General features: G+C 40.1%; 26 protein-coding genes and 1 pseudogene. 7 read left to right on the plus strand and 20 right to left on the minus strand.

Annotation, left to right across the window (positions count from 1 at the left end; all coding sequences use genetic code 11):
• Positions 1-7 precede the first annotated feature (7 nt).
• The 3 genes from B7703_RS06090 to B7703_RS06100 all read right to left on the minus strand — a co-directional run bounded on the left by B7703_RS06090 (position 8) and on the right by B7703_RS06100 (position 3,907).
• Entirely contained in the window at positions 8-805 is a 798-nt protein-coding gene (locus B7703_RS06090) for a Nif3-like dinuclear metal center hexameric protein (protein ID WP_084924038.1), read from the minus strand.
• Positions 792-1,469, minus strand: a complete 678-nt coding sequence (locus tag B7703_RS06095) for a tRNA (adenine(22)-N(1))-methyltransferase (protein WP_049546484.1) — start codon at positions 1,467-1,469, stop codon at positions 792-794. Before B7703_RS06095 ends, B7703_RS06090 begins: the two co-directional genes overlap by 14 nt.
• A gap of 101 nt (positions 1,470-1,570) precedes the next feature.
• On the minus strand, positions 1,571-3,907 hold the full coding sequence (locus tag B7703_RS06100) for a cation-translocating P-type ATPase (protein WP_084924179.1): 2,337 nt from the start codon (positions 3,905-3,907) through the stop codon (positions 1,571-1,573).
• 132 nt (positions 3,908-4,039) lie between these two features.
• Here B7703_RS06100 and B7703_RS06105 point away from each other — a divergent pair, with 132 nt between their 5' ends.
• Complete coding sequence (locus B7703_RS06105; protein ID WP_000500197.1) at positions 4,040-4,789, plus strand: lysophospholipid acyltransferase family protein; 750 nt, start codon at positions 4,040-4,042, stop codon at positions 4,787-4,789.
• A 43-nt stretch (positions 4,790-4,832) separates the two neighbouring features.
• Here the strand turns inward: B7703_RS06105 and B7703_RS06110 are convergent, their stop codons facing one another.
• From B7703_RS06110 to rpsO, 6 genes are all read right to left on the minus strand, one after another.
• The gene (locus tag B7703_RS06110; protein ID WP_004255665.1) at positions 4,833-5,525 is read right to left on the minus strand and encodes an alpha/beta hydrolase-fold protein; all 693 of its coding nucleotides are present in this window, start codon (positions 5,523-5,525) and stop codon (positions 4,833-4,835) included.
• Complete coding sequence (locus B7703_RS06115; RefSeq protein WP_084924040.1) at positions 5,506-6,516, minus strand: ABC transporter substrate-binding protein; 1,011 nt, start codon at positions 6,514-6,516, stop codon at positions 5,506-5,508. The genes B7703_RS06110 and B7703_RS06115 overlap by 20 nt, the downstream gene beginning before the upstream one ends.
• A 19-nt stretch (positions 6,517-6,535) precedes the next feature.
• Positions 6,536-7,291: an ABC transporter ATP-binding protein gene (locus B7703_RS06120; protein ID WP_084924041.1), complete on the minus strand. Its 756-nt coding sequence runs from the start codon at positions 7,289-7,291 to the stop codon at positions 6,536-6,538.
• 1 nt (position 7,292) lies between these two features.
• Positions 7,293-8,339 carry a FecCD family ABC transporter permease gene (locus B7703_RS06125; RefSeq protein WP_084924043.1) on the minus strand — a complete coding sequence of 349 codons (1,047 nt, stop codon included), beginning with the start codon at positions 8,337-8,339 and terminating at the stop codon, positions 7,293-7,295.
• 258 nt (positions 8,340-8,597) lie between these two features.
• Positions 8,598-9,218, minus strand: a complete 621-nt coding sequence (locus tag B7703_RS06130) for a CadD family cadmium resistance transporter (RefSeq protein ID WP_060628622.1) — start codon at positions 9,216-9,218, stop codon at positions 8,598-8,600.
• Between the two features lie 476 nt (positions 9,219-9,694).
• Positions 9,695-9,964 (minus strand): 30S ribosomal protein S15, encoded by a 270-nt coding sequence (rpsO, locus tag B7703_RS06135; RefSeq protein ID WP_001018251.1) that lies wholly within the window; start codon positions 9,962-9,964, stop codon positions 9,695-9,697.
• A gap of 205 nt (positions 9,965-10,169) precedes the next feature.
• Here rpsO and B7703_RS09955 point away from each other — a divergent pair, with 205 nt between their 5' ends.
• The 3 genes and pseudogenes from B7703_RS09955 to thrS all read left to right on the plus strand — a co-directional run bounded on the left by B7703_RS09955 (position 10,170) and on the right by thrS (position 12,810).
• Complete coding sequence (locus B7703_RS09955; RefSeq protein ID WP_001252466.1) at positions 10,170-10,544, plus strand: hypothetical protein; 375 nt, start codon at positions 10,170-10,172, stop codon at positions 10,542-10,544.
• Positions 10,545-10,617: 73 nt separating this feature from the next.
• Positions 10,618-10,826, plus strand: a pseudogene (locus B7703_RS10200) (hypothetical protein).
• A gap of 40 nt (positions 10,827-10,866) precedes the next feature.
• The gene (gene thrS / locus B7703_RS06145) at positions 10,867-12,810 is read left to right on the plus strand and encodes a threonine--tRNA ligase (RefSeq protein ID WP_033682071.1); all 1,944 of its coding nucleotides are present in this window, start codon (positions 10,867-10,869) and stop codon (positions 12,808-12,810) included.
• A gap of 255 nt (positions 12,811-13,065) precedes the next feature.
• Here thrS and B7703_RS06155 read toward each other — a convergent pair whose 3' ends face one another.
• The 8 genes from B7703_RS06155 to B7703_RS06195 all read right to left on the minus strand — a co-directional run bounded on the left by B7703_RS06155 (position 13,066) and on the right by B7703_RS06195 (position 21,028).
• Positions 13,066-14,115, minus strand: a complete 1,050-nt coding sequence (locus B7703_RS06155; protein ID WP_084924045.1) for a DUF389 domain-containing protein — start codon at positions 14,113-14,115, stop codon at positions 13,066-13,068.
• Positions 14,112-14,435: a potassium channel family protein gene (locus B7703_RS06160; RefSeq protein ID WP_001253404.1), complete on the minus strand. Its 324-nt coding sequence runs from the start codon at positions 14,433-14,435 to the stop codon at positions 14,112-14,114. Before B7703_RS06160 ends, B7703_RS06155 begins: the two co-directional genes overlap by 4 nt.
• Before the next feature lie 13 nt (positions 14,436-14,448).
• Positions 14,449-14,790: a hypothetical protein gene (locus B7703_RS06165; RefSeq protein ID WP_000397556.1), complete on the minus strand. Its 342-nt coding sequence runs from the start codon at positions 14,788-14,790 to the stop codon at positions 14,449-14,451.
• The gene (locus tag B7703_RS06170; RefSeq protein WP_004240734.1) at positions 14,715-15,017 is read right to left on the minus strand and encodes a TMEM175 family protein; all 303 of its coding nucleotides are present in this window, start codon (positions 15,015-15,017) and stop codon (positions 14,715-14,717) included. Before B7703_RS06170 ends, B7703_RS06165 begins: the two co-directional genes overlap by 76 nt.
• A gap of 717 nt (positions 15,018-15,734) precedes the next feature.
• Positions 15,735-16,784, minus strand: a complete 1,050-nt coding sequence (locus B7703_RS06180) for a TIGR00341 family protein (RefSeq protein ID WP_084924046.1) — start codon at positions 16,782-16,784, stop codon at positions 15,735-15,737.
• A gap of 290 nt (positions 16,785-17,074) precedes the next feature.
• Positions 17,075-18,586, minus strand: coding sequence for an ATP-binding cassette domain-containing protein (locus B7703_RS06185; RefSeq protein WP_049500984.1), 1,512 nt, complete (start codon positions 18,584-18,586; stop codon positions 17,075-17,077).
• A 797-nt stretch (positions 18,587-19,383) separates the two neighbouring features.
• On the minus strand, positions 19,384-20,358 hold the full coding sequence (locus B7703_RS06190; RefSeq protein ID WP_084924048.1) for a sensor histidine kinase: 975 nt from the start codon (positions 20,356-20,358) through the stop codon (positions 19,384-19,386).
• Complete coding sequence (locus tag B7703_RS06195; protein WP_000548991.1) at positions 20,351-21,028, minus strand: response regulator transcription factor; 678 nt, start codon at positions 21,026-21,028, stop codon at positions 20,351-20,353. The genes B7703_RS06190 and B7703_RS06195 overlap by 8 nt, the downstream gene beginning before the upstream one ends.
• A 154-nt stretch (positions 21,029-21,182) precedes the next feature.
• Between B7703_RS06195 and B7703_RS06200 the strand changes: the two genes are divergently transcribed.
• Entirely contained in the window at positions 21,183-22,256 is a 1,074-nt protein-coding gene (locus B7703_RS06200; protein ID WP_084924049.1) for a DUF2974 domain-containing protein, read from the plus strand.
• Positions 22,257-22,344: 88 nt separating this feature from the next.
• Here B7703_RS06200 and B7703_RS06205 read toward each other — a convergent pair whose 3' ends face one another.
• From B7703_RS06205 to B7703_RS06215, 3 genes are all read right to left on the minus strand, one after another.
• Positions 22,345-23,364, minus strand: a complete 1,020-nt coding sequence (locus B7703_RS06205; protein ID WP_084924051.1) for a YdcF family protein — start codon at positions 23,362-23,364, stop codon at positions 22,345-22,347.
• Between the two features lie 68 nt (positions 23,365-23,432).
• Positions 23,433-23,870 carry an Rrf2 family transcriptional regulator gene (locus B7703_RS06210; protein ID WP_001166796.1) on the minus strand — a complete coding sequence of 146 codons (438 nt, stop codon included), beginning with the start codon at positions 23,868-23,870 and terminating at the stop codon, positions 23,433-23,435.
• A gap of 75 nt (positions 23,871-23,945) precedes the next feature.
• A complete protein-coding gene (locus B7703_RS06215) occupies positions 23,946-24,788 on the minus strand; it encodes a metallophosphoesterase family protein (protein WP_185952546.1) in 843 nt (280 codons plus the stop codon).
• A 111-nt stretch (positions 24,789-24,899) separates the two neighbouring features.
• Here B7703_RS06215 and B7703_RS06220 point away from each other — a divergent pair, with 111 nt between their 5' ends.
• Together B7703_RS06220 and B7703_RS06230 are read left to right on the plus strand one after the other, a co-directional pair.
• Positions 24,900-25,550, plus strand: coding sequence for a metal-dependent transcriptional regulator (locus tag B7703_RS06220; protein ID WP_084924055.1), 651 nt, complete (start codon positions 24,900-24,902; stop codon positions 25,548-25,550).
• Positions 25,551-25,670: 120 nt separating this feature from the next.
• Complete coding sequence (locus B7703_RS06230) at positions 25,671-26,381, plus strand: nicotinamide mononucleotide transporter (protein WP_192851967.1); 711 nt, start codon at positions 25,671-25,673, stop codon at positions 26,379-26,381.
• The last annotated feature ends 49 nt before the right edge of the window (positions 26,382-26,430 follow it).

The following is a 26,430-nucleotide window of genomic DNA, read 5'->3' on the forward strand; positions in this document are numbered from 1 at the left end:
TTTCTAACTAGATATGGTGGAAAGGATTGGTTGACGCTTGACTAGGTACAATATCGATTGTCCAGCCTTTTTCCTCTTTCCATTGATTAAGAAGCTCTGCGATTTTTTCCACAAAAAGCACTTCAATATAGTGGCCTGGGTCCAATGCCAACAAACCATCAGACAGCATATCCTGGGCAGTGTGGTAGTAGATGTCACCAGTGATATAGACATCCGCTCCTTTAGCTAAAGCATCCTTATAGAAAGACTGCCCGCTACCACCACAGATGGCCACTCTTGAAATAGGCTTCTGCAAATCAGTCTCTTGATAATGCACCAATCGAAGACTATCTAGACCAAAGACTTGCTTGACATGTTGGGCTAATTCTCCAAAGGTCTGAGGCTGAATATTCCCAATACGTCCAATTCCACGTTCAGGACCTGTTTCCTGCAGATAAGTTGTCTCCTCGATTCCTAGCATCTGACAGAACCAGTCATTGAGACCATTTTCAACGATGTCAATATTGGTATGGCTGACATAAACTGCGATGTCATGCTTTATCAGATCAATGTAAATCTGATTTTGCGGACGACTAGATACCAAGTCCTTGATAGGACGGAAAATCGGCGCGTGCTTGGCAATAATCAAATCCGCACCCTTTTCAATAGCTTCAGCCACCGTTTCTTCACGAATATCGAGAGCCACCATGACCCTTTGGATATCCTTGTCCAAAGTGCCAATTTGCAGACCACGACTGTCTCCCTCCATGGAAAATTCCTGAGGGCAAAAGGCTTCATACACGTTAATCACTTCACTTGCTAACATGGAGCACCTCCTTGATGGCTTGAATTTTATCTACTAGAACTTGACGTTCCTCCAGATTTTTTTCTGGGATTTGTCCGAGGGCAAACTCTAGTTTAACAGCTTCTTTTTGCCATTTTTGGACAAAGACTGGACTGATCTCTTTGGTCAAGAAGGGACCAAAGCGAACATCACTGGCTGATAGCTTCATTTGTCCTACTTCCACCACCAAAATCTCGTAAAACTTGCCAGCTTCTTCTAAGATGCTTTCAGCTACAATCTGAAATCCGTTCTCTTGTAGCCAGATACGCAAGTCGTCTTCACGATTATTGGGTTGGAGGATCAATCGTTCTACATTAGCTAACTTGTCCAAGCCTTCTTCTAAAATCCTAGCAATCAAACGACCACCCATACCAGCAATGGTAATGACAGACACTTGGTCTGCCTCTTCAAAGGCTGCCAAGCCATTGGCTAAACGAACCTGGATTTTCTCCTTTAGGCCGTGAGCCTCAACATTTTTGACCGCAGACTGATAGGGACCTTCCACCACCTCACCCGCAATGGCACTTTTGATTTGGCCTCTTTCGACCAACTCGATAGGCAGATAAGCATGGTCACTTCCCACATCTAGTAAAATGGCTCCCTGTGGCACAAAGGAAGCCACTAATTCTAATCTCTTTGAAATCATTTTCTCTCACTTTCCAAAACTCTATTACCTCTTATTATACCACATTTCAGCTGGCAATCTTGTACCTAAAAAGACCGCAATCCACAGATTGCAGCCTTTCTTTATTTTCTAGCTTGGTAGCGACTGGTCAAAATGAAAATCACGGTAAAGACCAACATCATGACACCATAAACAGGTAATGTTTGTCCTGTTAAGGTTGAAATTTCAAGTAGTTTTTGAATTCTTGGGAAGAGAGCTGTAGCTAGGAAGCCTCCTACTGACCAAACAATCAAGAGGACACGCCATAGGGTAAATGGCATGCAGGCTCTAAATACGGATAAGAAACCAATTGACCCCAAGAGATAATAGAGTAGAGTTGAGATTTCTAACTCAGACCAACCTTGGCTACTTCCAAATATTTTCACAAAAAGAACGCTGAACACAACCATGAGAGCACTTGGTAGAGCACGAAGCATGGATCTTCTGAGGAAGTTTGGCTCAACAGGTTTGATATTTCGCTCAAAAGTCAGAACGAATGGTGGGAAACCTTCCACGAACTGGTCAATCATGGTAATCTGGATCGGAATGAAAGGGAAGATCAAGATCCACTCAGATCGTCCCAGAAGAGCACTGGCGATACAGATAACTGCGAGCAAGAAAGAATAGATGGTCTTTATCAAGAAAATCGGGGCGATATGGGCAATGTTATTGACCACACGACGACCTTCAAAAAGAATCTCAGGAACATCATTAAAGTCAGAGTTCAAGAGAACCAGATTGGCAATCTGACGAGTCGCTGGATCTCCCTCAGCCATCACGATAGAACAATCCGCCTCACGAAGGGCCAGGATATCATTAACTCCATCCCCTGTCATAGCTGTTGTATGCCCCGCTTTTTTCAGTGTTTGGATGATGAGTTTCTTTTGATGAGGGGAAACACGTCCGAAAATAGCTGTCTCCTCAGCCATAGCAATCAATTCCTCATCCGTAATTTTTGAGCAATCTACATAACTGTCATAGTCTGCAAAACCAGCCTTCTGGGCAATGCTGGATACCGTAACTGGATTGTCCCCAGAAATGATTTTGAGTCCCACTTCTTGAGAACGAAGATAGTCCAGCGTCTCAGCTGCTCCTTCTCGTATCGGGTCCAAGATTTCTAGCAAGGCTAGAGCCTGAATATCAGATGGTTTCTGTGGTTTGTGATGGTCTAATTTCTCCTGACTGAGAGCTAAGACCAAGACACGTGACCCTCTCTCCAAGGCCTCCCTGGCTTCTGGGGCTTCAGAGTCCAGCAACATCTCAGGCGCACCTAAGAAAACTGTCCCCAAACCTTCCAATTCCATAGCTCCCCACTTGCGGTCGCTGGAGAAGGGAAGATTAGAGAGCATAGGATAGGCTACTTGGCCTTGGAAGCGCTGGCGAATAGCTTGGGCAGTTGGATTTTTATCCTCACTGTGGGCCATGTAGCTGGCCAAAATGCTGGCAATAGTCTCTTCACCATAAGTTGCCGTCAGTGGAAGAACAGCCTCCACCTGCATCTTTCCTTGGGTGATGGTGCCCGTCTTGTCCAAACAGAGCATATCCACGCGTGCCAAGGTCTCAACAGAGTACATCTCCTGCACCAAGACCTTTTTCAAGCCCAACTTAATCACCGCAGTCAAAAGCGAAGTGATGGTCAAAAGGGCGATTCCCTTGGGCAACATCCCCAAAAGGGCTGTCGACGAATTTACAACAGATGACTTAAGAGGCAGGCCTTTTAAAAGCAAGGCTTCTAGCAAGAGAGCTAGACCAAAAGGAATGATAATCTTCCCAGTAAAACCAGCTAACCTGTCCAAAGATTTCATGATACGAGAGTTGATTGGTTTAACGGTCTTGGCTTCCAGCATGAGTTTGGCAGCATAGTTGTCTGCACCGACATGGTGAACTTGAGCTAAAACTGACCCACTGGCTAGGAAACTTCCTGACAAAAGCAAGGCATCCACTTCCTTTTGCACCAAATCACTTTCCCCCGTCAACATGGCTTCATTGACTTCCGCAAAGCCTTCCAAAACCAAGGCATCACTAGGAATCTGCTCTCCTGCAGACAAACGAATGACATCTCCTAACACCAATTCTTCAGGATTCAGAGCCACTTCTTGGCCATCACGAATAGTCTTGACCTTTTCCTTGGTCATGAGATTGAGCTTGTCCACCATGTGTTTAGCCCGCAGCTCGGTCACAATCCCAGAAAAAGCGTTAAAGCAGATAACAGCAAAAAAGACCAAATTGCTCCAAGCCTGCACAAAGGCAAGGGCCAAAGCAATGGCAAAGTTCAAAGCGTTAAAAAGGGTAAAGACATTTCGTTTAACGATTTGCCAAGTGCTAGTACTGGCCGATGCAGTAAAATCATTGACCAAGCCCTTAGCCTGTCTTTCCTTGACATCTCTTTGGGTTAATCCCATAATCTTATTTTTATCCATAAATTCTATCATATCATTTTTTTTAACAGAATTCTAATCTCACCCCAAATATGCACCTAGTCAAGGGAAAAGTTTGCCAGCCCTCCTTTGATAAGGTATAATAATAACAAGAAAATAATCGAAGGAGATCGCATGTTTTATACTTATTTACGTGGATTGGTTGTCTTGCTCCTATGGTCCATCAATGGCAATGCCCATTATCATAATACTGATAAAATTCCTAATCAAGATGAAAATTATATTTTGGTTGCACCTCACCGCACCTGGTGGGATCCAGTTTATATGGCCTTTGCGACCAAACCAAAACAATTTATCTTTATGGCCAAAAAAGAGCTCTTTACCAACCGTATCTTTGGCTGGTGGATTCGTATGTGTGGTGCCTTTCCTATCGACCGTGAAAATCCTAGCGCCTCAGCCATCAAATATCCTATCAATGTTCTCAAAAAAAGTGACCGCTCTCTCATCATGTTTCCAAGTGGAAGCCGACACTCAAACGATGTCAAGGGTGGCGTAGCTCTGATTGCCAAAATGGCCAAGGTCCGTATTATGCCGGTTACCTACACAGGTCCCATGACTTTGAAGGGCTTGATTAGTCGTGAACGTGTCGATATGAACTTTGGAAATCCAATTGATATCTCAGATATCAAAAAAATGAATGACGAAGGCATTGAAACAGTCGCCAATCGTATCCAAACAGAATTTCAACGTCTGGACCAAGAAACGAAACAATGGCACAATAATAAAAAACCAAACCCACTCTGGTGGCTTATCCGCATCCCTGCCCTCATCCTTGCCATTATCCTCGCTATCCTAACCATCATCTTTAGCTTTATCGCAAGCTTTATCTGGAATCCAGATAAGAAAAGAGAAAAACTTGCTTAAATAAATACAACAATCCCTTGGCAAAAGCCAAGGGATAAATTTTTTATTCGATTTTCCATTTTTGGGCCAACCAGCTGGAAAAGGCTAAAAATCGTTCAGCTACTTGTTCATGGTGTCCATAAGGGTCAAAGACAAACTGGCCGTTCGGATAGCGTTTCTGAAGACTGGTATGGATCTGCTCAGCATAGACTGGTGCTTGAGCCAAGCGATTAGTGTGGTGTTCTCCTTCTGTTTGACCATTCTGTAAATACAGCAAACAGTCCAAATTTTTCACATTTTCTTCCTTGCAGTAGGTCACAAAATCAGGATACCAAAAGGAACCGCAGATCGAAAAGACACAGGAAACCTTGTCAAAGCTGAAAAGACTGTAGACTGCCGCCAAACCACCTAGTGAGTAACCTCCATAAGCAAGGCGAGTTTCGTCCAGGCGATAAAGTGACTGCAACTTGTCTAAAAGGCCTCCAAATAAATGATCATGATAGACGTTTGCCTGACCGCCAAAATCTGGAGCTCCATCTCTCAGAGCCGATGTCGCCCAGGGAGTATAGTCGTCTAAGCGATTTTTAGAGGTCAAACCCACCAAAATCACAGATTCGGAAAGGGACGATAGGAAGTCCAAGTTTCCATCATTCAATAAAATTGCCGGATAGGTTTGATTGGGGTCGTAGTTAGAAGGAAGGCTGATTTTGACTTGAATTCCTTCCCAATCAAACTCATTATTTATTGATAAAGTCATTGATTTTCTCAAGGGAATCAACCACTGCTGGACCATAGTCCATCAATTCATCGTAAGAGATGTTCATGATTTTTTGATTCTTAATTGCAGGAACGCTTTCCAAAACAGCATTTGCCTTCATCAACTCTACTGCTTTTTCATCCAATTTTTTATTGCGGTCGCTGGTTACATAGATAATCAATTCAGGATCCATTGACACGAGATTTTCCAAGGTCAAGCCTGATGTTCCCGTTGCAACGTTTGTATAACCAAGTTGGTTCAGCAAACTTTCTTGCAAAGCAGACTTGTAGGCACCGAAGGTTTCATCATTATAAGCAACCATAATCAAAGCCTTTTTCTTTTCACCTTGACTTGCTGGATTTCCTTTCTTAACAGCATCAATTTTAGTTTGTAATTGCGCTGCGTATTCATTAGCCTTGTCCTGAACATTAAAAATCATTCCAAGATTTTTGACATCTTCTACGATATTCCCTAAATCTTGCTGAATTGTTGAGAGAGAAGCTTTTTGAGTATAAACTGGGATTTTGTTTTCATTCCAAGTGCTAACTGTCCCCAAGGATTTTTCAGAAAACATCATGTTTCGACCCATCACAGCGTCTGGCTCATAAGAAAGGACTGTCTCTTGTGAGACTGTTTTTTTATCCCCAATTTGAGGAATAGTCGCAATCGCGTCCTTGTATTTGTCCGTCACAGCATTGTCTGGATTGAGCATGCCAACAATTTTATCCTTCAACCCCAACTCCAATAAGATTTCAGTGGTTGAAAGATTGTTGGTGATAACTTTTTCAGGTGCCTTGTCAAAGACTTGTTCGACTTCATTCCCTTTCGCGTCATAGGTTTTGACCGTTAGTGGATAAGTCGTCTCTGTGCTCGCCTTTTGACTTGTTTCTGTGCTAGACTGTGTGGTAGTTTTTTCTGTAGTAGTGTTACCACAAGCTGCCAAAGTTAAGGTAGCTACTGTCACGAGTAAAATACTGAGTGTTTTTTTCATCTTGTTTTCCTTTTCATTCTTATAAATAGTGAATCATAGCTTGCTGATCCTCGGTCCAAGTCACCTGACTTTGAACTCCGTATATAGTTTGCAATGACTCAGGGGTGATAGTCTCCTTTGGAGTCCCTTGGTAAAGGATTTCTCCCTCTTTCATCAGATAGAGATAATCCGAATAGCGACAAGCAAGTTGAATATCATGCAAGACAGCTAGAACATTGACCTTGAGATTCTTCACAATGGCCAACAAGTCTAGCTGATACTTGATATCCAAGTGATTGGTTGGTTCGTCCAGGAGCAAGAGAGTCGGTTCTTGCGCCAAGGCTCGGGCTAACAAAACTCGCTGTTTCTCTCCCCCTGACAGAGACGAATAGAGACGAGTTTTCTTCTCGAGCATATCCACCTTAACGAGGGCATCTTGAACGAGAGTAAAATCCCTTTCCCTTTCCTTCTGTAAAAAAGAGAGGTGGGGAGTTCTTCCCAGCAAGACGATTTCTTCAACTGTACAATCAAACTGCAGTTGGTTAAACTGGGTCACAACTGCCATTTGCTTGGCTGTTTCTTTGAGTGACCAATGATCCAGCGGCTTTCCATCTAGGCTTATCAAGCCTTTGTCCGCCTTTTCCTGACGATAGAGGAGTTTAAGCAAGCTGGTTTTTCCGCTTCCATTTGGTCCTAATATCGTGTGAAATTGATTCCCCTCAACCTTAAGAGAGACTCCTTTGAGGATTTTTTTCTCTCCTAGTCCAAAATGGATATCCTGACAAATCAAGTCCATATCAGACCCTCACCTCCCTTCGCCTACCTCCAACAATATAGATAAAGAAGGGAGCACCTACTAAGGCTGTGAAAATACCAATAGGAAGCTCTGCGTTTGGAATGATGATACGAGAGAGTACGTCTGCCCAGATGACAAATAGGGAACCCATCAAGGTTGCAACAGGAAAAAGCCTCTTGTAATTCGTTCCTACTAACCCTCGAGCTAAATGTGGAGTAATCAGACCAACAAATCCAATAATCCCACAGGTTGCCACTAAGACTGCTGTCAGCACAGCCACCATGGTCACATAAAGATACCAATAAAAGCGTAAAGGAATTCCCAAAGTTAAAGCAGCCTCATCTCCCATCATCATCGCATTGAAAACACGATACTGAGTAGAGAAAAATAGAAAGGCTATTCCTACTACTATAGTTGGCAGGACCAAGTCTGCCCAGGAAGTCCCAGCGAGCGAGCCCATGGTCCAAAACTTAATGGTCATCACACTATCCGCATTAGAGCCAACTGAGATAATAAAGTTGGAAAAAGCTAGAAAGAGAGCATTGACCACCGTTCCTGATAAGATCAGACTAGATGTTGTCATCCTTCCCTGCATAGAGGCAATGATGAGGACAGCAATTGTTGCCAAAATAGCTCCAAGAAAAGCTCCAAGGCTAATCATCACTTTTAAACCAAGAATGATGCTCAAGGTTGCACCTAGAGTTGCACCAGCAGAGATGCCTAAGACATAGGGCTCAGCGATAGGATTGTTCACTGTGGACTGCATCACGCTACCACACATAGAAAGGCCTGCTCCTACTATCAGACCTAACAATACTCGAGGGAATCTCATGTTCCATACAATGGCAAGAGTGGACTTGGAAACCTCTCCTACCTCAAGAGGAAATCCCAACCTGCTCAAAATAATCCGATAGGTATCTCCTAGATCAATCGCAACAGATCCCATTGAAACTGCTAGAAAGAGAGAAATCCCTAAAATACCTAGCAAAATAACTAAAAGTAACACAAATTGCTGGTCTTGTCGGCTTCCAGAAAATTTGGAAAGCATGCAAACCTCCTTTGATAGAATCTTAAAAATTTAGAAAATTCTCATGAAAAAGTATACCATATTTTCAACTGTGTAACAAGCTATGGAAAAAATACAATTAAAATCAGAAAAATTATGGTTGATTTTTCCATACAGTGCTAGGAAGCATAAGCAAAGATAATGCTTGAGCATAGCAAGGTAAGATGACAATGTAAAAAGCCCTCTGAAGTCAGAGAGCTGATTTGAGCTCGGGCTAAAATCCTAGTGAAACAAAAAAATCTACACGATCAGAAAAGTCTCTATCGTGCCATTTTCATACATGATGTATAGTCCAAGTACAATGAATACTAAGGGCACAATGATTCGCTCGTATTTTTCAATTGTCTCGAATATTAACGGAATAGAGGATAACACCCGACTAATCTCGCATAAGATAATTATGCCGATTACAAACACAAGCAACGCCACGAGGGTCTGTGACCAATCTAACGAAGCAAAATAAGGTATATAGATACCTAAATTATCTCCGCCAGACGCAATTGTCAGCAATGTAACTGTCCAAAACAGTTGATTTGCCTTGCTTTGTTCTAATCTTTCAATAATTTCTTCCTCTTCTTCCTCTTCTTCCTCACCTTCTCCAACAATTGCAAAGCGAATCCCTAAATAGATAGGGATTAAACCAAGCAATCCAACCATCCATTCTTCAGGCACGAAATTAACGACATAAGCAGCAACTAAACTCGCCCCTACAAGTAAGCCTGTGCCTAGATATTGCCCCGCATAAATATGCCATTTTTGTTTATTCTGTGATAGCTGTGCAAATAAAATAAATAAAATAATTAAATAATCGATACTGGTGGAAATATAAACACCAATAGCAGATATGATTGTCTGTCCCATAAAAAACCTCCTGTATTGGTCAGTAATAAATCAGCAGATTTTAGGAGAGCACAGACACATTAATTTAGCTATCGCTAGTGGGTAATGTCGAACATAGGAAAGCATTTTACTCCTCCTCAAAACGTAGTTACAAAGTAATTTCTAGCTGGAATTCGGTGACTACTTCCATGTAAAGTATAACTTACTATACTTTACTTCGTAAAGTGTGGGCTCTCCGAGTCGTCTTGCAGACAGCTACTCGGCTTTTCAAGCCGAGTAGCTACGCACCTTTATGGTGTAATTAGCTGATACCATTTGAGGTTTTTGTAGTCTCCAAAATTGTGACCGATAAAACCTCAATAAAAAAGCCCTCTGAAAATCAGAGAGCTCCAGTCTTGCTGGATAAACCGTTTATAGACTAGGCGACGAGGCGAAGGTTGTACTAATGGTACATCGAGTCGAAGTCAACGAAGTATAGAAACGGTTTAGACGCAAGATTAGCGACGAAGTCCAAGAGAGTTGATCAACTCACGGTAACGGTTAACGTCGTTTTTACGCAAGTATGCAAGCAAGTTACGACGGCGACCGATTTTTTTCATCAATCCACGGTAAGTAGCGTGGTCTTTTTTGTGTTGTTTGATGTGTTCGTTAAGGTGGTTGATTTCCCAAGTAAGGACAGCAACTTGAACCTCTACTGAACCTGTATCACCTTCGTGACGTGCATATTGTGCGATGATTTCATTTTTTTTCTCTTTTGAGATTGCCATGATGTTTCTCCTTTTTATTTGGCTTCATCCGAGTGACAGGTTGGCATGCCTGTAACCAAGAAGAAGTTATTTGTCTTTACGACAATCCCTATTCTACCAATAACTAACTTCTTTGTCAACAGATTTACTTTCTTGTTTTAAACATGCTATAATAATCATAGCAAGAGATTTAAGTTATCTGTTTTTTTAAAACGAGGTGATTATCATGCGTAGATTCTATTTCCATCTCCCCTACTATCTGGTCATATCCTTCTTTTATTGGCCACTTTATGAGTTGTTCTTGCTAGTTGTTTCTGACCCCCTTACACTCAAGGGACTCTATATAAACAATCTTCTCTTCTTTACACCTCTGGTAATCTTGATTATATCGCTACTCTATAGCTACCGTTTCCGTTTCTCACTTTGGTGGTTAATTGGTAACGGACTGCTCTTTTGCTTTACTATCATAACCTTTGGTGAATTTATCTGGTTTTACTTTTTAGCCTATGAAATCTTTGCTCTGGTGGGCATGGCTTCCGGTATTGGTATCAAGTATATTCTACAAAAAATGAAAAACAAAAAACTTTCACAAAATCCTTGAAAAATCTCACAATCATGCTATAATAATCCATAGAGACAAGTCACTTAGTCCCTTTCTACTAGAGAGTGCGTGGTTGCTGGAAACGCATAGGAAGCCTAAACTGATACTACTCTTGAGTTTTTTATGAAAACATAAAACGGTGGCCACGTTAGAGCCAATCAGAGGTGTCCCTCTTTTTTGAGGAACATAAATGAAGGTGGAACCACGTTGCGACGTCCTTTCGAGGATGTCGCTTTTTGTTTTTCTAGCTTTCACAGTCCTCTGTCCCTGTTTTCAGAATAGGGTTAACACATTCGTCAATAATATAAGTAAGGAGAACATCATGATTAACATTACTTTCCCAGATGGCGCTGTTCGTGAATTCGAATCTGGCGTTACAACTTTTGAAATTGCCCAATCTATCAGCAATTCCCTAGCTAAAAAGGCCTTGGCTGGTAAATTCAACGGCAAACTAATTGATACAACTCGTGCGATCACTGAAGATGGAAGCATCGAAATTGTGACACCTGACCACGAAGATGCCCTTCCAATCTTGCGTCACTCAGCCGCTCACTTGTTTGCCCAAGCAGCTCGTCGTCTTTTCCCAGACATTCACTTGGGTGTTGGTCCAGCCATCGAGGACGGCTTCTACTACGATACTGACAACACAGCTGGTCAAATCTCTAACGAAGACCTTCCTCGTATCGAAGAAGAAATGCAAAAAATTGTCAAAGAAAACTTCCCATCAATTCGTGAAGAAGTGACTAAAGACGAGGCACGTGAAATCTTTAAAAACGACCCTTACAAGTTGGAATTGATTGAAGAACACTCAGAAGACGAAGGCGGTTTGACTATCTATCGTCAGGGTGAATATGTAGACCTTTGCCGTGGCCCACACGTCCCTTCAACAGGCCGTATCCAAATCTTCCACCTTCTCCATGTAGCAGGTGCTTACTGGCGTGGAAATAGCGACAACGCTATGATGCAACGTATCTACGGTACAGCTTGGTTTGACAAAAAAGACTTGAAAAACTACCTTCAAATGCGTGAAGAAGCTAAGGAACGTGACCACCGTAAACTTGGTAAAGAGCTTGATCTCTTCATGATTTCTCAAGAGGTTGGTCAAGGACTTCCATTCTGGTTGCCAAATGGTGCGACTATCCGTCGTGAATTGGAACGCTACATCGTAGACAAAGAGTTGGCTTCTGGCTACCAACACGTATACACTCCACCACTTGCTTCTGTTGAACTTTACAAGACTTCTGGTCACTGGGATCATTACCAAGAAGACATGTTCCCAACTATGGACATGGGTGACGGGGAAGAATTTGTCCTTCGTCCAATGAACTGTCCGCACCACATCCAAGTCTTCAAACATCATGTTCACTCTTACCGTGAGTTGCCAATCCGTATCGCTGAAATCGGTATGATGCACCGCTACGAAAAATCTGGTTCCCTTACTGGTCTTCAACGTGTACGTGAAATGTCTCTTAACGACGGTCACCTCTTTGTGACTCCAGAACAAATCCAAGAAGAATTCCAACGTGCTCTTCAGTTGATTATCGATGTTTATGAAGACTTCAACTTGAATGAATACCGCTTCCGCCTCTCTCTTCGTGACCCTCAAGATACTCATAAGTACTTTGATAATGATGAGATGTGGGAAAATGCTCAAACCATGCTTCGTGCAGCCCTTGATGAAATGGGCGTGGACTACTTTGAAGCCGAAGGTGAAGCAGCATTCTACGGACCAAAATTGGATATTCAAGTTAAGACCGCTCTTGGAAAAGAAGAAACTCTTTCTACTATCCAACTTGACTTCTTGCTTCCAGAACGCTTCGACCTTAAATACATCGGAGCTGATGGCGAAGAGCACCGTCCAGTTATGATCCACCGTGGAGTTATCTCAACTATGGAACGCTTCACAGCTATCTTGATTGAGAACTACAAGGGTGCCTTCCCAACATGGCTAGCACCTCACCAAGTAACCCTCATCCCAGTATCTAACGAAAAACACGTGGACTACGCTTGGGAAGTGGCGAAAAAACTCCGTGACCGCGGTGTCCGTGCAGACGTAGATGAGCGCAATGAAAAAATGCAGTTCAAGATCCGTGCTTCACAAACAAGCAAGATTCCTTACCAATTGATTGTTGGGGACAAGGAAATGGAAGACGGAACTGTTAACGTTCGTCGCTATGGCCAAAAAGAAACACAAACTGTCTCAGTTGATGACTTTGTTCAAGCTATCCTTGCTGATATCGCCAACAAATCACGCGTTGAGAAATAAGAGATAAAACCTGGGATAAAATCCTAGCTACCTAAAAAGCAACAACTATTTCAGCTGTTGCTTTTTATATTTTTACTCAATGAAAATCAAAAAGCAAACTAGGAAGCTAGCCGCAAGCTGTACTTGAGTACGGTAAGGCGACGCTGACGTGGTTTGAATTTGATTTTCGAAGAGTATTATTTAATCCGAGCTAGTAGTGATTGACCAAACCACCACACAAGATTTGCTTTCATAAGTTAGATAAGGTCAATATCCTCAATCCTTGTCTGCTTCATTTTCTTTTACGAGATCTTTTTGTGAATCTTTTTCAGAGAGTTTTTGATCGATATACTTGTTAATGGTTTCATAAAATTCCTTGGTCGTCTCACCGTCTAATTTTGTCGAATTATGAACTTGATTGACTTTCAATTGAACAGATTGAATACCGTAAGAGGCTTGTTTTTGGTGGAGCGTTTCTAATTCTTCTTCTGAAATTGGATCTCCAACAACCGTCAAGACCAATTCATTGTTTCTTGACTTGTAAACTTGATTAATGACCGTGTGATTGGCGAACTCTTTTCCTACAAACTGTTTGATTCCTTCTTTTCGCGCTTGTTCTATTGTCAGAGTAACTGCCGAATAGCTAGCTGGAAGAATCAACAATACAATCAAAGAAATCAAGCCAATTCTCATTTTAATGCTCAGCTCTTTAAATGAAGTTAAAGGAGATTTTCTCATCAAAATTCTTGTTCCAACAATGTTGGCTAGCATGATAAAGACACAGTTGATCAAGAAAAGATAGAGAGCCCCCAATAAAAATCGTACATTCCCATTAGCTAAACCATAGCCAGCAGTACAGATAGGCGGCATCAAAGCTGTAGCAATGGCTACTCCTGGCACGATATTGTTTGCTTCTTTTTTCCTTGAACCGATCACACCAGCAATCCCACCAGCAATAGCAATGAGAACATCCCAAATGGTTGGAGAGGTTCGTGCGATCAACTCGCTACTTGCATAAGACAAGGGAGAAATCCAGAAATACAGAGTCGAGACAAGCAAACTGACCAACACTTGAGTCAATAAAACCTCTAGAGATTGCTTGATTAAACGCGTATCAAAAATAGCTAAACCGAATCCCAGTCCAACAATCGGTGTCATGAGAGGTGAAATTAACATGGCTCCAATAATAACAGCTGTTGAATTCATATTTAGACCGATAGAGGCAATAAAAATTGCACACATCAAAATCGCTGTATCTCTCAATCGAACATGAAGGTCATCGTATAATTTCTCACGGTATTCCCGTGTTGAATAATTGGCAGTCATTTGTCCTCTCCTCTTTCCTTATTTAAATCGGTATAATAATTAATAATAACAGCTGATAAACAGCCAAAAAATATGAGCCCATAAATCGTCAAGAAGACACTGGTAATCCTTCCAATCAAGGTCACAGCTAGGAGATCCCCGTAGCCGACAGTCGTCGAAGTCACAAAAGCATACCAAAGACCGTCTCCGTAATTTGTGATAGCAGGTTCAACTAGGAAAAGCACGCCTCCTGACCCAAAAACAAAGGTCACAAAACTCAGAGCAAACCGAGTAAAACCCGTAACCTGTATAATATGCCATAACATTTTTAAACGTCTCATTTGTTCTCCTTATTCATACTAGCTCCTGACCGAGCCGTTTTTTCCAATAATCAAAGTGAAGATAGGACATGATCTCCATCAGAGAAAGATAGACAAACTGATAGATCTGATTTAAGCTGATTATCAACTGATATTGTTTGAAAAATGACTGGAAGAAAGACCAGATATGACTGTCTTGAATCAGTCCCTTCTTAACATCAGACAGGATATTAGCTAAAGCTCCCAAGGACTGAAACGGTAAATCCTTGACATTTATATAGATCCGGTCCACCACATCATTCAGACTGGTATCTTGGATGGCATGAAATTCTCCAAAGAGAACTCCTGCCGCTCCAAGAGTAGAAACAAATTCCACCAAATAATTTCTGAGGAAATTTTCTCAACCTTTTCCCATAATGTGTTTAGTGCCATCCATAACGATCCCAACCAGAAAAAGGAAAGAAAACAAGCAAAGAAATTTTGCCGTAAATCCCAAAAAGCTTCAAGACTTGGTGTTGTTGGTTTTTCTAACTCTAAAATCAAGATGGTCATAATAATTGCTAGAACAGCATCTGTCAATACAATTAATCTGTCTTTCTTCATCGGATTGCATCCCCTTTCTTTTTTGTAACATTCTATCTTATCGCATAATATTGGATATTCTTTCATAATCCGACTACAAACAAAAATAAACCAAAAAGTCTGTCCCTATTATGCTATATTTAACTCTAGAAGTATTCATCCATCTAATTAATAAGTATATCATATTTCACAATAAATGAATACTATCAAAGATTCATCCCCTTTCACTTCATCATTTAGTGTTGCTTAGATTTATCAAAAACAACCAAATTTGTATTAATTTCAAGTATCACCTAGTTACAAAAATTTGGGGTGAACAGAAAAAGCATCCCGTATTTTTGATACGAAATGCTTTCAATAAGTTTAAATAAGTTTTAACGTTTACTAAATTGTGATGCTTTACGAGCTTTTTTCAAGCCTGGTTTGGAAAGTATGAATTTCAGTTGGACTAAAAACAGCGTAATATCAAGACTTTTCTCCGCTTTTATAAAAGCGTTTTTCCAATCAAATTCAACTAATTTTATCTAAATGGTGTGGATTTTACCCCCAAAATTACAGAGAATGGAGCTGATAAACACTAAACGTTCACACCATTAGTTAAATGATTTTTTTCATCATTTTTCTTAGATGATAGAACTTCTAATTTATTTCTTATTCAAGCAAAAACAACCTGCTATAAGTAAGAAAGAGGAAGATACAAGAAAAACACGGCGTAAAAACCGATTCAGTTCATTGTCCTCAATCCTTGTCTGCTTCATTTTCTTTTACGAGATCGTTTTGTGAATCTTTTTCAGAGAGTTTTTGATCAATATACTTGTCAATGTTTTCATAAAATTCCTTGGTCGCTTCACTATCTAATGTTGGCGAGTTCTGAACTTGATTCACTTTCAATTGAACAGATTGAATACCGTAAGAGGCTTGTTTTTGGTGGAGTGTTTCTAATTCTTCTTCTGAAATCGGATCTCCAACAACCGTCAAGACTAATTCATTGCTACTTGACTTGTAGACTTGATTAATGACCGTATGATTGGCGAACTCATTTTCTACAAACTGTTTGATCCCTTCTTTTCGAGCTTGATCCATCGTCAGAGTGACTGCTGAATAGCTGGCTGGAAGGACCAATAATACAATCAAGGATATCAATCCAATTTTCATTTTAATGTTTAGCTCATTAAATGAACTTAAGGGAGATTTTCTCATCAAAAATCTTGTTCCAACAATGTTGATTAGCATGATAAAGACACAGTTGATTAAGAAAAGATAAAGAGCCCCAAATAAAAATCGTACATTTCCATTAGCTAAACCATATCCTGCAGTGCAGATAGGTGGCATCAGAGCTGTTGCGATGGCTACTCCTGGTACGATATTGTTTGCTTCTTTTTTCCTTGAACCAATGAAACCTGCTATCCCACCAGCAATAGCAATGAGAACATCCCAAATGGTTGGAGAGGTTCGTGCAATCAACTCGCTACTTGCATAAGATAAGGGAGACATCCAGAAATACAAAGTCGAGACAAGCAAACTGACCAATACTTGAGTAAGTAAAACCTGTAGAGATTGCTTGATTAAACGTGTATCAAAAATAGCTAAACCGAATCCCAGTCCAACAATCGGTGTCATAAGAGGGGAAATCAGCATGGCTCCAATAACGACTGCTGTTGAATTCATATTTAGACCTATAGAGGCAATAAAAATCGAACACATCAAAATCAGTGTATCTCTTAATCGAACATGAAGGTCATCATATAGTTTCTCGCGGAATTCACGTGTTGAATAGTTTCCGGACATTGGTTACTCCTTTTATTTCATATAATCTTGTTTCTGCATGGATGATGGTAGAGAGACTTCTGTCCAGTCTTACATATTTTTCTTCTCACCTGTTATACTTTTGAAAATTATCCTCTAAGTATCCGCCAGTCCATCCTTAACATTATATCAAAAATTTTACAGTCTTTCTCTGACGAAATCTATCAATTGAACAGATAGAGGAAGCAAGAAATTTTTGTTTCCTTATCCGAAGAAGGAAAAACGGTATCAGAAGAACCTTGATACTATGCGTTTTATTCTTTATAATTTAGCTATTTCAAAATTACAAGTTCTCCATTCTTAATTTCCCAAACTTGGTCAAACTTACTTAATAATTCGTTTTGGCGATGTAAAGTAACAATGACGGCACTTGGTAGTTCCAGAACTCTTTCCAATTCCATTTTAAACTGATTAGTATCCAAGGCAGAGAAAGGTTCGTCTAGGATAAGCAATGGATTTTTACGATTTTTCTCACGATTTAAATACATTCGTTGTTGCTGACCACCTGACAGGGATTGTGGTGGAATTTTTTCAAAATCTTCTTCTCTGAATTTTTCATTGAAACTATTGAATAGCGTTACATTATTTTCATAACTTGAAATAAATGTATGTTCTTGTTGCAGAATCATACCGAATCTTCCCCAAAGATGGTCCAAAACAAGCCCATCTAGCACAATTTGTCCTTCAAAATCTTCATCTGTTCCATTTAAAATGTTGAGAAGACTACTTTTTCCAGACCCATTCTTACCAATAAGCGCAATTTTATCCCCTTTTTGAATCGTAGCGGAAGTAATTATCAATTTTGATTCTCCCAGTTGTTTGGAAATGTTTTTCAAAGTAATCGTATCAAAAGAATGTTGAGGTGCTTGAACTGAAACGGGTCTCCCAACAATGTTTTGAAAACTCTTGATTACAGGCTTTACGGACTCTAACATTTGTAAATCATAAAGGATTTCCTGTATTGGTTCAGAAAAAGCATTAATATATCCGAAACTCGCCACCACCTCAGGAATACCGAGTTGCTGGTGAGATAGAGAGTAGGCTAAATAAATAAACAGAACAAGACTAATAAATTCAAAAGAAACACCTGTCAATAAGATGCCTGTAATTTTTGTCAAACCATACTTAAAATACTTATCCTGCAAATTCTTTAGAGAGCTCTTTTGTTGATTCAAAAAATGCGACATAGTTAGTTTATTTACCAAATGATGTCCCATGAGCAAATCCTCCAAAGTTCGATAGTAATCTCCTTGTTTTTTCAAGTAAACCTGTCTACGATTAGCGGTCAACTTCCCAACGATTTTAGGAATTTGAATACTAATTCCAGTGGAAAAGATTAAAATCAGTGATACAATAGGATTAATTGTTCTGCTAATAATGAAAGCGTAAATGATGATACGTAAAATTTGTTTGATAAAACTCATCAATGGAGGAAGGTAATCCTTTTCCAACGAATCTAGGTCATTAGATTGATAGGAAATATACTCTGCTACTGTTTTCTGCTTGAAATCGTGATGACTGAGTCCCAGAAGTGAACGAAACCACTCATTTTTCAAAGTAGTCGAAAAGATAATCCCCTGCTTCCAATCAAGTATCATTTGGATATAGTTACAACTCAAATAGCCTGCCACTGACATAGAGTAACCATATAGAGCTACTTGATAATCCCCTTTGATTAATGCCTGCGTGAAATACGGTAACAAAGCAGTGCAGATATTCGATATTGCACCAAAAAGAAAATTAAAGAAGAGATACCATCTAATAGTTTTAAGATATGGTAGCATATACGATACTCCTTACTAATACTTTTTTTACATATCGAAGAACAATCTCTACTATTCCCTGTTTCAGATAGTGCGATACCAGGACATTGAGTGCAATAATTGGCAATCACACAAGTTCTGCAGTTTTTACTATCATTCCAAGTATAATTTGCTATTTTGTAAAATATAGGTCTATCCCATGTTTCTTTGATAGATGTAAAATGAATATTTCCAATACTTCTATTGAAAGTAAGCTTTTTCAGTTTTTCTAACGATTTAGGCTATTTCGTGACACACCCACAATCCGTGAAAATTCTGGTTATATCAGATTATGTGATTTTCGTAAGAATTTTATATTGTCTCCAATCATGGTAGTCTCCTTTTACTTGATAAAACTATTATAACATTTAGAAATTAAAAACTGGTTCAAAATCAATAGGATGTGTGTATTCGATACATTCAATAAATTCTTGGAAACAGTTCTACACCAGTTACACAAATCTATATACACCTATCTCATTCAAAATAAAAAGAAAGCTGCAGTTCTTTTAATCCTGTATCAACGATTCATTCTGAAATCGAATAGGAGACATTTCCCAAGTCTACAATTCACTTCATCTCAAATTAATTTTTGTAATTAACCCTTAGTTTATAGATTTTATACTCAACAAAAGTATAAAGCATACAAAACTTCACTTTGAACCAGTATTTATACTATATTCCGTATTAAAAATTCTATTATTAGTTTTGTAAAAAACAGTCTTCAAATATCCTGAAATATAGCAAAAAGAGATTGGGTAAAAACTCATTGTCTCTTCTCAATCAAGGACTAACTTTACTTGAGCAAACTGAATCCGCACTATCGTTCCTTTTCCAACCTCAGACTCGATGCGAATCTGGTGACCCAATTCTTCAGAAATTTTCTTAGATAGGTAAAGTCCAAGTCCAGATGACTGCTGGGTTAGGCGTCCATTATATCCTGAGAAACCACGTTCAAAGACTCGGAGGACATCACTGTTTTTTATCCCGATTCCCGTATCCTTGATACAAAGCTCTTGCCCCTCCATATAAATCTCCAGACCACCTTCCTTGGTGTACTTGAGACTGTTTGAGATGATTTGCTCAATAACCACTAGCAGCCACTTCTTATCCGTCACGATTTCTTTATCAAGGTCATGTAGATTGACATTTAGGCCTTTTTGAATAAAGAAAAGAGCATATTTACGAATTATTTCCTTGACCAAATCCTCAATTTGAACCTGCTTTAAGACCAAATCATCATGAAAACTTTCTAAACGCAGGTATTGTAAAACTAGATTGGTATAGGAGTCAATCTTGAAAATTTCCTGTTCTAATTGCTGCTTCAGTTGGCGGTCGGCTACTTCTGCAACTAAGAGTTGACTGGCTGCAATGGGGGTCTTAATCTGATGGACCCACAAGGTATAGTAATCCAGCAAATCCGTCAGTTTTCTTTCTGAATCTGACCTCTGCTGATAGAGTTCCATCTCACGCGCTTCTAATTTCTCAGCCAAAACTCTTTCCAAAGGAGACTTGGCTTCCCTCTCCCCATAGAGAAGTTCCTGACGATAGACCTGCATCTCCGCCAATATATCCCAAGTGAAAAATAAGATGGTTACAAAGCAACACAAGAGGAAAAAGTAGAGAAAGTAAATTCCTAAACTGGCAAATAAAAACTGAAAGAGCAAAACTAGAAATGCTAAAGCAAGCAGATAGACAAACAGACGACTACGAGAGCGCAGATAGGCTAGAAAAAATTGTTTCCAATCAAGCATGCTTCAGTCCGTACCCTATCCCTTTCTTGGTCTCGATAAATCCTACCAAGCCCTGCTCTTCCAATTTTTTACGCAAACGAGCCACATTGACAGAGAGGGTATTGTCATCAATGAAAAAGTCACTGTTCCAAAGTTCCCGCATCAGGTCATCACGCGCTACGATATTGCCTGCATGCTCAAACAAAACGCGTAAAATCTGGAATTCGTTCTTGGTCAAATTCAACACTTGCCCTTGATAATGTAAATCCATGGATTTGGTATTGAGGATCACACCGGCATATTCCAGTAAACTCTCGTCACGCCCAAACTCATAGGAACGGCGCAACAAGCCCTGAACCTTAGCTAAAAGAACCTGCTGGTCAAAAGGTTTGGTCACAAAGTCATCCGCCCCCATATTAATCGCCATAACAATATCCATAGCCTGGTCTCTGGAAGACAGAAACATAATCGGCACCTTAGAAATCTTGCGAATCTCCTGACACCAATGATAGCCGTTAAACAAGGGCAAGCCAATATCCATGAGAACCAGATGAGGCTCCGACTGGACAAAAAGGCTCAAAACTTCCATAAAGTCTTCTACCAGAACCACTTCAAATCCCCATTCAGAGAGCATTTTCCCGACTTGTTGACGAATAACCTGATCATCTTCTACTAATAAAATCTTGTGCATGCGCTCCTCCTTTTCTATTATTATAACAGATTTTTCCATGCTAGAAGGTCTGAAACTGAATTTGAAATAGCTTGTTTTAGCCAGTAAAAACAGGCAATGCTACTAGCTAATTTGAGAGAAATTTGATAAGATAAATAAAAAGAAAGGAGTTCTTATGACCAATATTTTTGACTATCTGAAAGATGTCGCACACGATTCCTTTTACGACCTTCCTTTAAATGAATTAGACATTCTAACCTTAACAGAAACCACCTACCTCTCCTTTGATAATCTGGTCTCCACAACTCCTATGCGACTTTTAGACCTGGCACCTCAGGTTCCAAGAGAATCTAACATGTTGACCAGCAAAAATCGCCTCCAGCTATTAGATGAACTAGCTCAACACAAACGCTTCAAAAATTGCAAACTCTCCCATTTTATTAATGACATCGACCCTGAGCTGCAAAAACAATTTGCGGCTATGACCTACCGCCTCAATCTCGATACCTATCTGATTGTCTTTCGTGGGACTGATGACAGTATCATTGGCTGGAAGGAAGATTTCCACCTGACCTATATGAAGGAAATTCCTGCTCAAAAGCACGCCCTCCGATATTTAAAGAACTTTTTTGCCCAACATCCTAAGCAAAAGGTCATTCTAGCTGGGCATTCCAAGGGAGGAAATTTAGCCATCTATGCTGCTAGTCAAATTGAGCAAAACTTGCAAAATCAAATCACAGCAGTTTATACCTTTGATGCACCTGGTCTCCACAAAGAACTGACACAAACCGAGGGCTATCAAAGGATAATGGATAGAAACAAGGTCTTCATCCCACAAGGTTCCATCATCGGTATGATGTTGGAAATTCCGGCCCACCAAATCATAGTGCACAGTACTGCCTTGGGTGGTATCGCCCAGCACGATACCTTTAGTTGGCAGATTGAGGACAAGCACTTCGTTCAACTGGATAAGACCAACAGTGATAGCCAACAAGTAGACACAACCTTCAAGGAGTGGGTGGCCACAGTCCCTGACGAGGAACTCCAGCTCTACTTCGATCTCTTCTTTGGCACCATTCTTGATTCTGGTATTACTTCTATCAATGACTTGTCTTCCTTAAAGGCGCTTGAACACATTCATCATCTCTTTATCCAAGCGCAATCCCTCACTCCAGAAGAAAGGGAAACTATGGGTCGCCTCACCCAATTATTGATTGATACCCGTTACCAAGCCTGGAAAAATAGATAGTAGCTTTCAAAAATCAAATGTATATAAAACAAAAGACCTAGAACACAGACTTTCATGTGCATTCTAAGTCTTTTTTAATAAAATCTAACTACCAAATAACCCCTTTATAGGCTAACAAAATGATAACTAACAGCAGGACATACAAGGCAAGGAAGAGCCATTTCATCTTGACACAGAGCGCTACGTACTCCCGAATAAAAGCAGATGGTATGTAGTAGCCTGCCGTCCTACATCCGAGGCCATCTCCCTTCATATTTAACTTACGCGCATAGGTACTGGTACGAAAAACATGATAGTCATTTGTAACAAAGAGGAATTGAGGTTTGGCTACCAGTTCCTCACCAAGTTCCTTAGAAAGGAGAAGGTTCTCGTAGGTAGTCCTTGATTGATCTTCCAGAATAATCGCATCTTGGGGAACATCTGTCTCTTCAAGAAGATAGTTTGTAATGGCCTGCGCTTCAGAAATCTTCTCATCTCCTCCTTGACCACCACTGGCAATGATTTTGATATGAGGATTCTTAGACTTGTGATAAGCTTCCACTGCCTTATCAATTCTCCTCTTCAGCAAAGGTGTTACCTTTTCTCCGTCTAACAAACCTGCACCATGAATGATAATAAAATCATAATGCTTCTTCTTAGGAATAAAGAGATACAAGATAGAGTACAGAATAAAAGCCACAAAAGCAAAACCAAAAATAAAGTAAGAATAAGCAATAAATGCAAATAAAATATTTAGAAAGTGATTGGTGTAAAATAATTCATGTCGTCCTCCCAATCGAAATGACATCAAAGCAAAAAATAGTAAAATGACTATTCCAAGGAGCATGGAGAGATAATTAGCCTTTGAACGTCCCTCTCGCTTCAACAAAATGACCCCATTATAGATTAGAAAGATGCCACTTAGAAAAAGCAAAAAAGGAAGTAAAATAAAGGGAAATATAAAAAAAGCGAAATGAATCTTCTCATACCCATTTTGATAAAAAAGGTAGCCTAGATAAAAATAACTGGAAATGAGGGATAATAAGAATAATACTGGATTCCACAAACTTCTATTATCCTTCCAAAATGACACTATAAATGCTAATACAATTCCTATAACGAGATACATTTCTTCCTCCTTTAATGATTCTATTTTATCACAATTTTACATAGAGAAAAAGAGGGCATCTATCCCTCTTACTCCTTCATTTGACTCTCTGCATCGGCCACAACTTGTTCTAGACTGGTCTGACCAAGTTCAGCCTCCATAGCCAGTTGGATTCTCTCCAATTTTTGATCCAAAACATCATGAATATGAGCTCCAACTGGGCAATTTGGATTTGGATTGTCATGAAAACTAAAGAGTTGACCTGTTTTACCAAGACACTCAACCGCCTGATAGACATCTAAAAGACTAATGTCCTTAAGATCCTTGACAATCTCTGTTCCCCCTGTTCCGCGCGCGACTGAAATCAGCTCTGCCTTCTTCAACTGGGACAAGGTCTTTCTGATAATGACAGGATTGACCCCGACACTAGCAGCTAAAAAATCACTGGTCACCTTGCTTTCCTTCCCCTTGAGGGCAATGATTATCAGCATATGAGTCGCAATGGTAAATCTACTTGGAATTTGCATCCTCTTCTCCTTTTTACGAGGCTAACCTGCCTCTACTCTTCTTTTTCTTTTATTATACCCTTTTTAGTTGTAATGTCAATCATTACCACCTTTTAGCCAGGCATCTAATTCCCTATCATAGCCCTCTTTCTGGGCCAATTCTCTCAGAAATTCCTGATGATGAGTATGGTGGATACCATTGACCAGACTTTCATAGTAAACCTCAAAATAGGGAAGCTTCAGATCTTTAGCCAGTTGCAATTCAGCTGCCACATCGTAGTCAACTCGTCGGAAGTCCATATCTACCAAGCCCTTGTCATCAAACTCTAAAATCATATACTGGGCCCGCAAGTCCTTCCGCAACTGGGCATCTAGAAAGAAAGGTTGCCCAATCGAACCTGGATTGACAATTAATTGTCCACCAGTCCCGTAACGAAGCAACTGCTGGTGAATATGACCATAAACAGCAATATCACAAGGCGGATTGGTCACCAAGCGGTCAAAATCCTCTTGCGCTCCAGTATGAATCAACTCTCGCCCCCAGTTCTTATCAGGCAGATGATGGCTAATTCCTACCGTCAAATCACCAAACTGACGATGAATCTGGAGGGGTTGATTGTGGAGCAGTTCAATTTCTTCTAGGGAAATTTCCTCTAAAACATACTGGCACTGGCGCAAGAGATAGCGTTGACTGGGACGAGTACTATCCAATTCCTTACGGACACCGTGCCACAGACTATCTTCCCAGTTTCCCAAAACTCTAGCCGTAATCGGTAGTTGAGCCAACAAGTCCAAAATCCTTCTACGCCCTGTCCCTGGCATGAGAATATCTCCCAGAAGCCAGTATTCATCCACTCCTAGCTGCCGAGCATCTGCCAAAACAGCCTCCAAGGCGGTGGTATTTCCATGAATATCTGAAAGAAGAGCTATTTTCGTCATATCCATCTCCTCGTTTTTTCTCTTGCAATAAGTATAACATAAAAAGTCACAGCTAGAGAAATCTAGCTTTTTTTGATATACTAGATATAGATATTAGACAAGAGGAAGCGAATGACCCCGAATAAAGAAGATTATCTAAAATGTATTTATGAAATCGGCATAGACCTGCATAAAATTACCAACAAGGAAATTGCTGCCCGCATGCAAGTCTCTCCCCCTGCTGTAACTGAAATGATTAAACGGATGAAGAGCGAAAACCTCATCCTCAAGGACAAGGAATGTGGCTATCTACTGACTGACCTCGGCCTCAAACTAGTCTCTGAGCTCTATCGTAAACACCGCTTGATTGAAGTTTTTCTAGTTCATCATTTAGACTATACTAGTGACCAGATTCATGAAGAAGCTGAGGTATTGGAACATACTGTCTCTGAGCTATTCGTGGAGAGACTAGAAAAATTACTTGGATTCCCCAAGACCTGCCCTCACGGAGGAACTATTCCTGCCAAGGGAGAACTCTTAGTTGAAATCAATAACCTACCACTAGCTGATATCAAAGAGAGTGGATCCTACCGTCTAACTCGGGTGCACGATAGTTTTGACATTCTCCATTATCTGGACAAGCACTCACTTCACATCGGTGATTCGCTCCAAGTCAAGCAGTTTGATGGCTTCAGCAATACCTTCACTATCCTTAGTAAAGACGAGGATTTACAAGTGAATATGGACATTGCAACACAACTCTATGTCGAGAAAATCAACTAATTTCTCAAGTACCACTACCAACCCTGAAAGTTTTATTTTCAGGGTTTTATTTCTATCATTTGATTTTACTCTCATTTAGTTGTAGAATGTTTGTAAAAAACAAGAAAGATAGTTTAACCTATGAAAAAATCACTAAAAATTTTTGCTACATCTAAATGGTTTGACCTCTTTGGAGTTGCTTTGGTCGTTGGGATTGCGATTGCATCTGGTTACCTCAACTCACGCCTCGATAAATTCGTAGATTGGGGACCATGGACTGCCCTTGTTCCCTTTGGATTGATTTCCGTAACCAACGTTGGGATTTCCATGTTATCCACTCGTTTCACGGGGAAATTAAGCAAATGGGGAAATTACTTTGGTATTGTTAATACCATTTTGTCCGGTGCTATTGATTATATCCTTGGAAATAAGGCGGCCATCATTACCTATCCCGTCACCTTCCTCATTTATACCTTTGCTATTAAGAAATGGGAAGCTTCGCAAGAAGGCAGACCCAACCAAATGAGCCAAAAACAGCTAAAATTGGCGGCCATCATCATTTCCATCATCGCCTTCCTCTTTGCCTTTGTGACAAACTTTATCGGCTATGGAGGAAAGATGAATCTCCTTGCCTATGTAACAACCATTGCCTTTGCACTCTCACTCATTGCCAATGCTTTTAACGCATTGAAACTAACAACTCAGTGGGGCTTTTGGTTGATTTACAATTTCGTTCAGCTGACAAAAGCTGGTATTCAAGGAAATTTTGCCAATATCGGAAAATACATCTTTTATATCCTCAATGCAATCGGAGCTTTATTTGTCTGGAATGATGAAGAGGTGGAACAATAAGAGGGAAATCAAATAAAGAAATCTAACTGAATCTCCTTACTAAAATTTT

It is taken from the genome of Streptococcus mitis (assembly GCF_002096735.1).
Taxonomy (GTDB): Bacteria; Bacillota; Bacilli; order Lactobacillales; family Streptococcaceae; genus Streptococcus; species Streptococcus mitis_CZ.

Excerpts from the sequence above, each read along its gene's own strand:
- B7703_RS06215 (WP_185952546.1), bottom strand. The coding sequence starts at position 24,788 with ATGACGAAAATAGCTCTTCTTTCAGATATTCATGGAAATACCACCGCC.
- B7703_RS06125 (WP_084924043.1), bottom strand. The coding sequence starts at position 8,339 with ATGCTTTCCAAATTTTCTGGAAGCCGACAAGACCAGCAATTTGTGTTA.
- B7703_RS06110 (WP_004255665.1), bottom strand. The coding sequence starts at position 5,525 with ATGACTTTATCAATAAATAATGAGTTTGATTGGGAAGGAATTCAAGTC.
- B7703_RS06120 (WP_084924041.1), bottom strand. The coding sequence starts at position 7,291 with ATGGACTTGATTTGTCAGGATATCCATTTTGGACTAGGAGAGAAAAAA.
- B7703_RS06200 (WP_084924049.1), top strand. The coding sequence starts at position 21,183 with ATGACCAATATTTTTGACTATCTGAAAGATGTCGCACACGATTCCTTT.
- B7703_RS06115 (WP_084924040.1), bottom strand. The coding sequence starts at position 6,516 with ATGAAAAAAACACTCAGTATTTTACTCGTGACAGTAGCTACCTTAACT.
- B7703_RS06220 (WP_084924055.1), top strand. The coding sequence starts at position 24,900 with ATGACCCCGAATAAAGAAGATTATCTAAAATGTATTTATGAAATCGGC.
- B7703_RS06090 (WP_084924038.1), bottom strand. The coding sequence starts at position 805 with ATGTTAGCAAGTGAAGTGATTAACGTGTATGAAGCCTTTTGCCCTCAG.
- B7703_RS06195 (WP_000548991.1), bottom strand. The coding sequence starts at position 21,028 with ATGCACAAGATTTTATTAGTAGAAGATGATCAGGTTATTCGTCAACAA.
- B7703_RS06190 (WP_084924048.1), bottom strand. The coding sequence starts at position 20,358 with ATGCTTGATTGGAAACAATTTTTTCTAGCCTATCTGCGCTCTCGTAGT.
- B7703_RS06205 (WP_084924051.1), bottom strand. The coding sequence starts at position 23,364 with ATGTATCTCGTTATAGGAATTGTATTAGCATTTATAGTGTCATTTTGG.
- B7703_RS06095 (WP_049546484.1), bottom strand. The coding sequence starts at position 1,469 with ATGATTTCAAAGAGATTAGAATTAGTGGCTTCCTTTGTGCCACAGGGA.
- B7703_RS06100 (WP_084924179.1), bottom strand. The coding sequence starts at position 3,907 with ATGGATAAAAATAAGATTATGGGATTAACCCAAAGAGATGTCAAGGAA.
- thrS (WP_033682071.1), top strand. The coding sequence starts at position 10,867 with ATGATTAACATTACTTTCCCAGATGGCGCTGTTCGTGAATTCGAATCT.
- B7703_RS09955 (WP_001252466.1), top strand. The coding sequence starts at position 10,170 with ATGCGTAGATTCTATTTCCATCTCCCCTACTATCTGGTCATATCCTTC.
- B7703_RS06210 (WP_001166796.1), bottom strand. The coding sequence starts at position 23,870 with ATGCAAATTCCAAGTAGATTTACCATTGCGACTCATATGCTGATAATC.
- B7703_RS06170 (WP_004240734.1), bottom strand. The coding sequence starts at position 15,017 with ATGAAGAAAGACAGATTAATTGTATTGACAGATGCTGTTCTAGCAATT.
- B7703_RS06160 (WP_001253404.1), bottom strand. The coding sequence starts at position 14,435 with ATGAGACGTTTAAAAATGTTATGGCATATTATACAGGTTACGGGTTTT.
- rpsO (WP_001018251.1), bottom strand. The coding sequence starts at position 9,964 with ATGGCAATCTCAAAAGAGAAAAAAAATGAAATCATCGCACAATATGCA.
- B7703_RS06155 (WP_084924045.1), bottom strand. The coding sequence starts at position 14,115 with ATGACTGCCAATTATTCAACACGGGAATACCGTGAGAAATTATACGAT.
- B7703_RS06130 (WP_060628622.1), bottom strand. The coding sequence starts at position 9,218 with ATGGGACAGACAATCATATCTGCTATTGGTGTTTATATTTCCACCAGT.
- B7703_RS06185 (WP_049500984.1), bottom strand. The coding sequence starts at position 18,586 with ATGCTACCATATCTTAAAACTATTAGATGGTATCTCTTCTTTAATTTT.
- B7703_RS06105 (WP_000500197.1), top strand. The coding sequence starts at position 4,040 with ATGTTTTATACTTATTTACGTGGATTGGTTGTCTTGCTCCTATGGTCC.
- B7703_RS06230 (WP_192851967.1), top strand. The coding sequence starts at position 25,671 with ATGAAAAAATCACTAAAAATTTTTGCTACATCTAAATGGTTTGACCTC.
- B7703_RS06180 (WP_084924046.1), bottom strand. The coding sequence starts at position 16,784 with ATGTCCGGAAACTATTCAACACGTGAATTCCGCGAGAAACTATATGAT.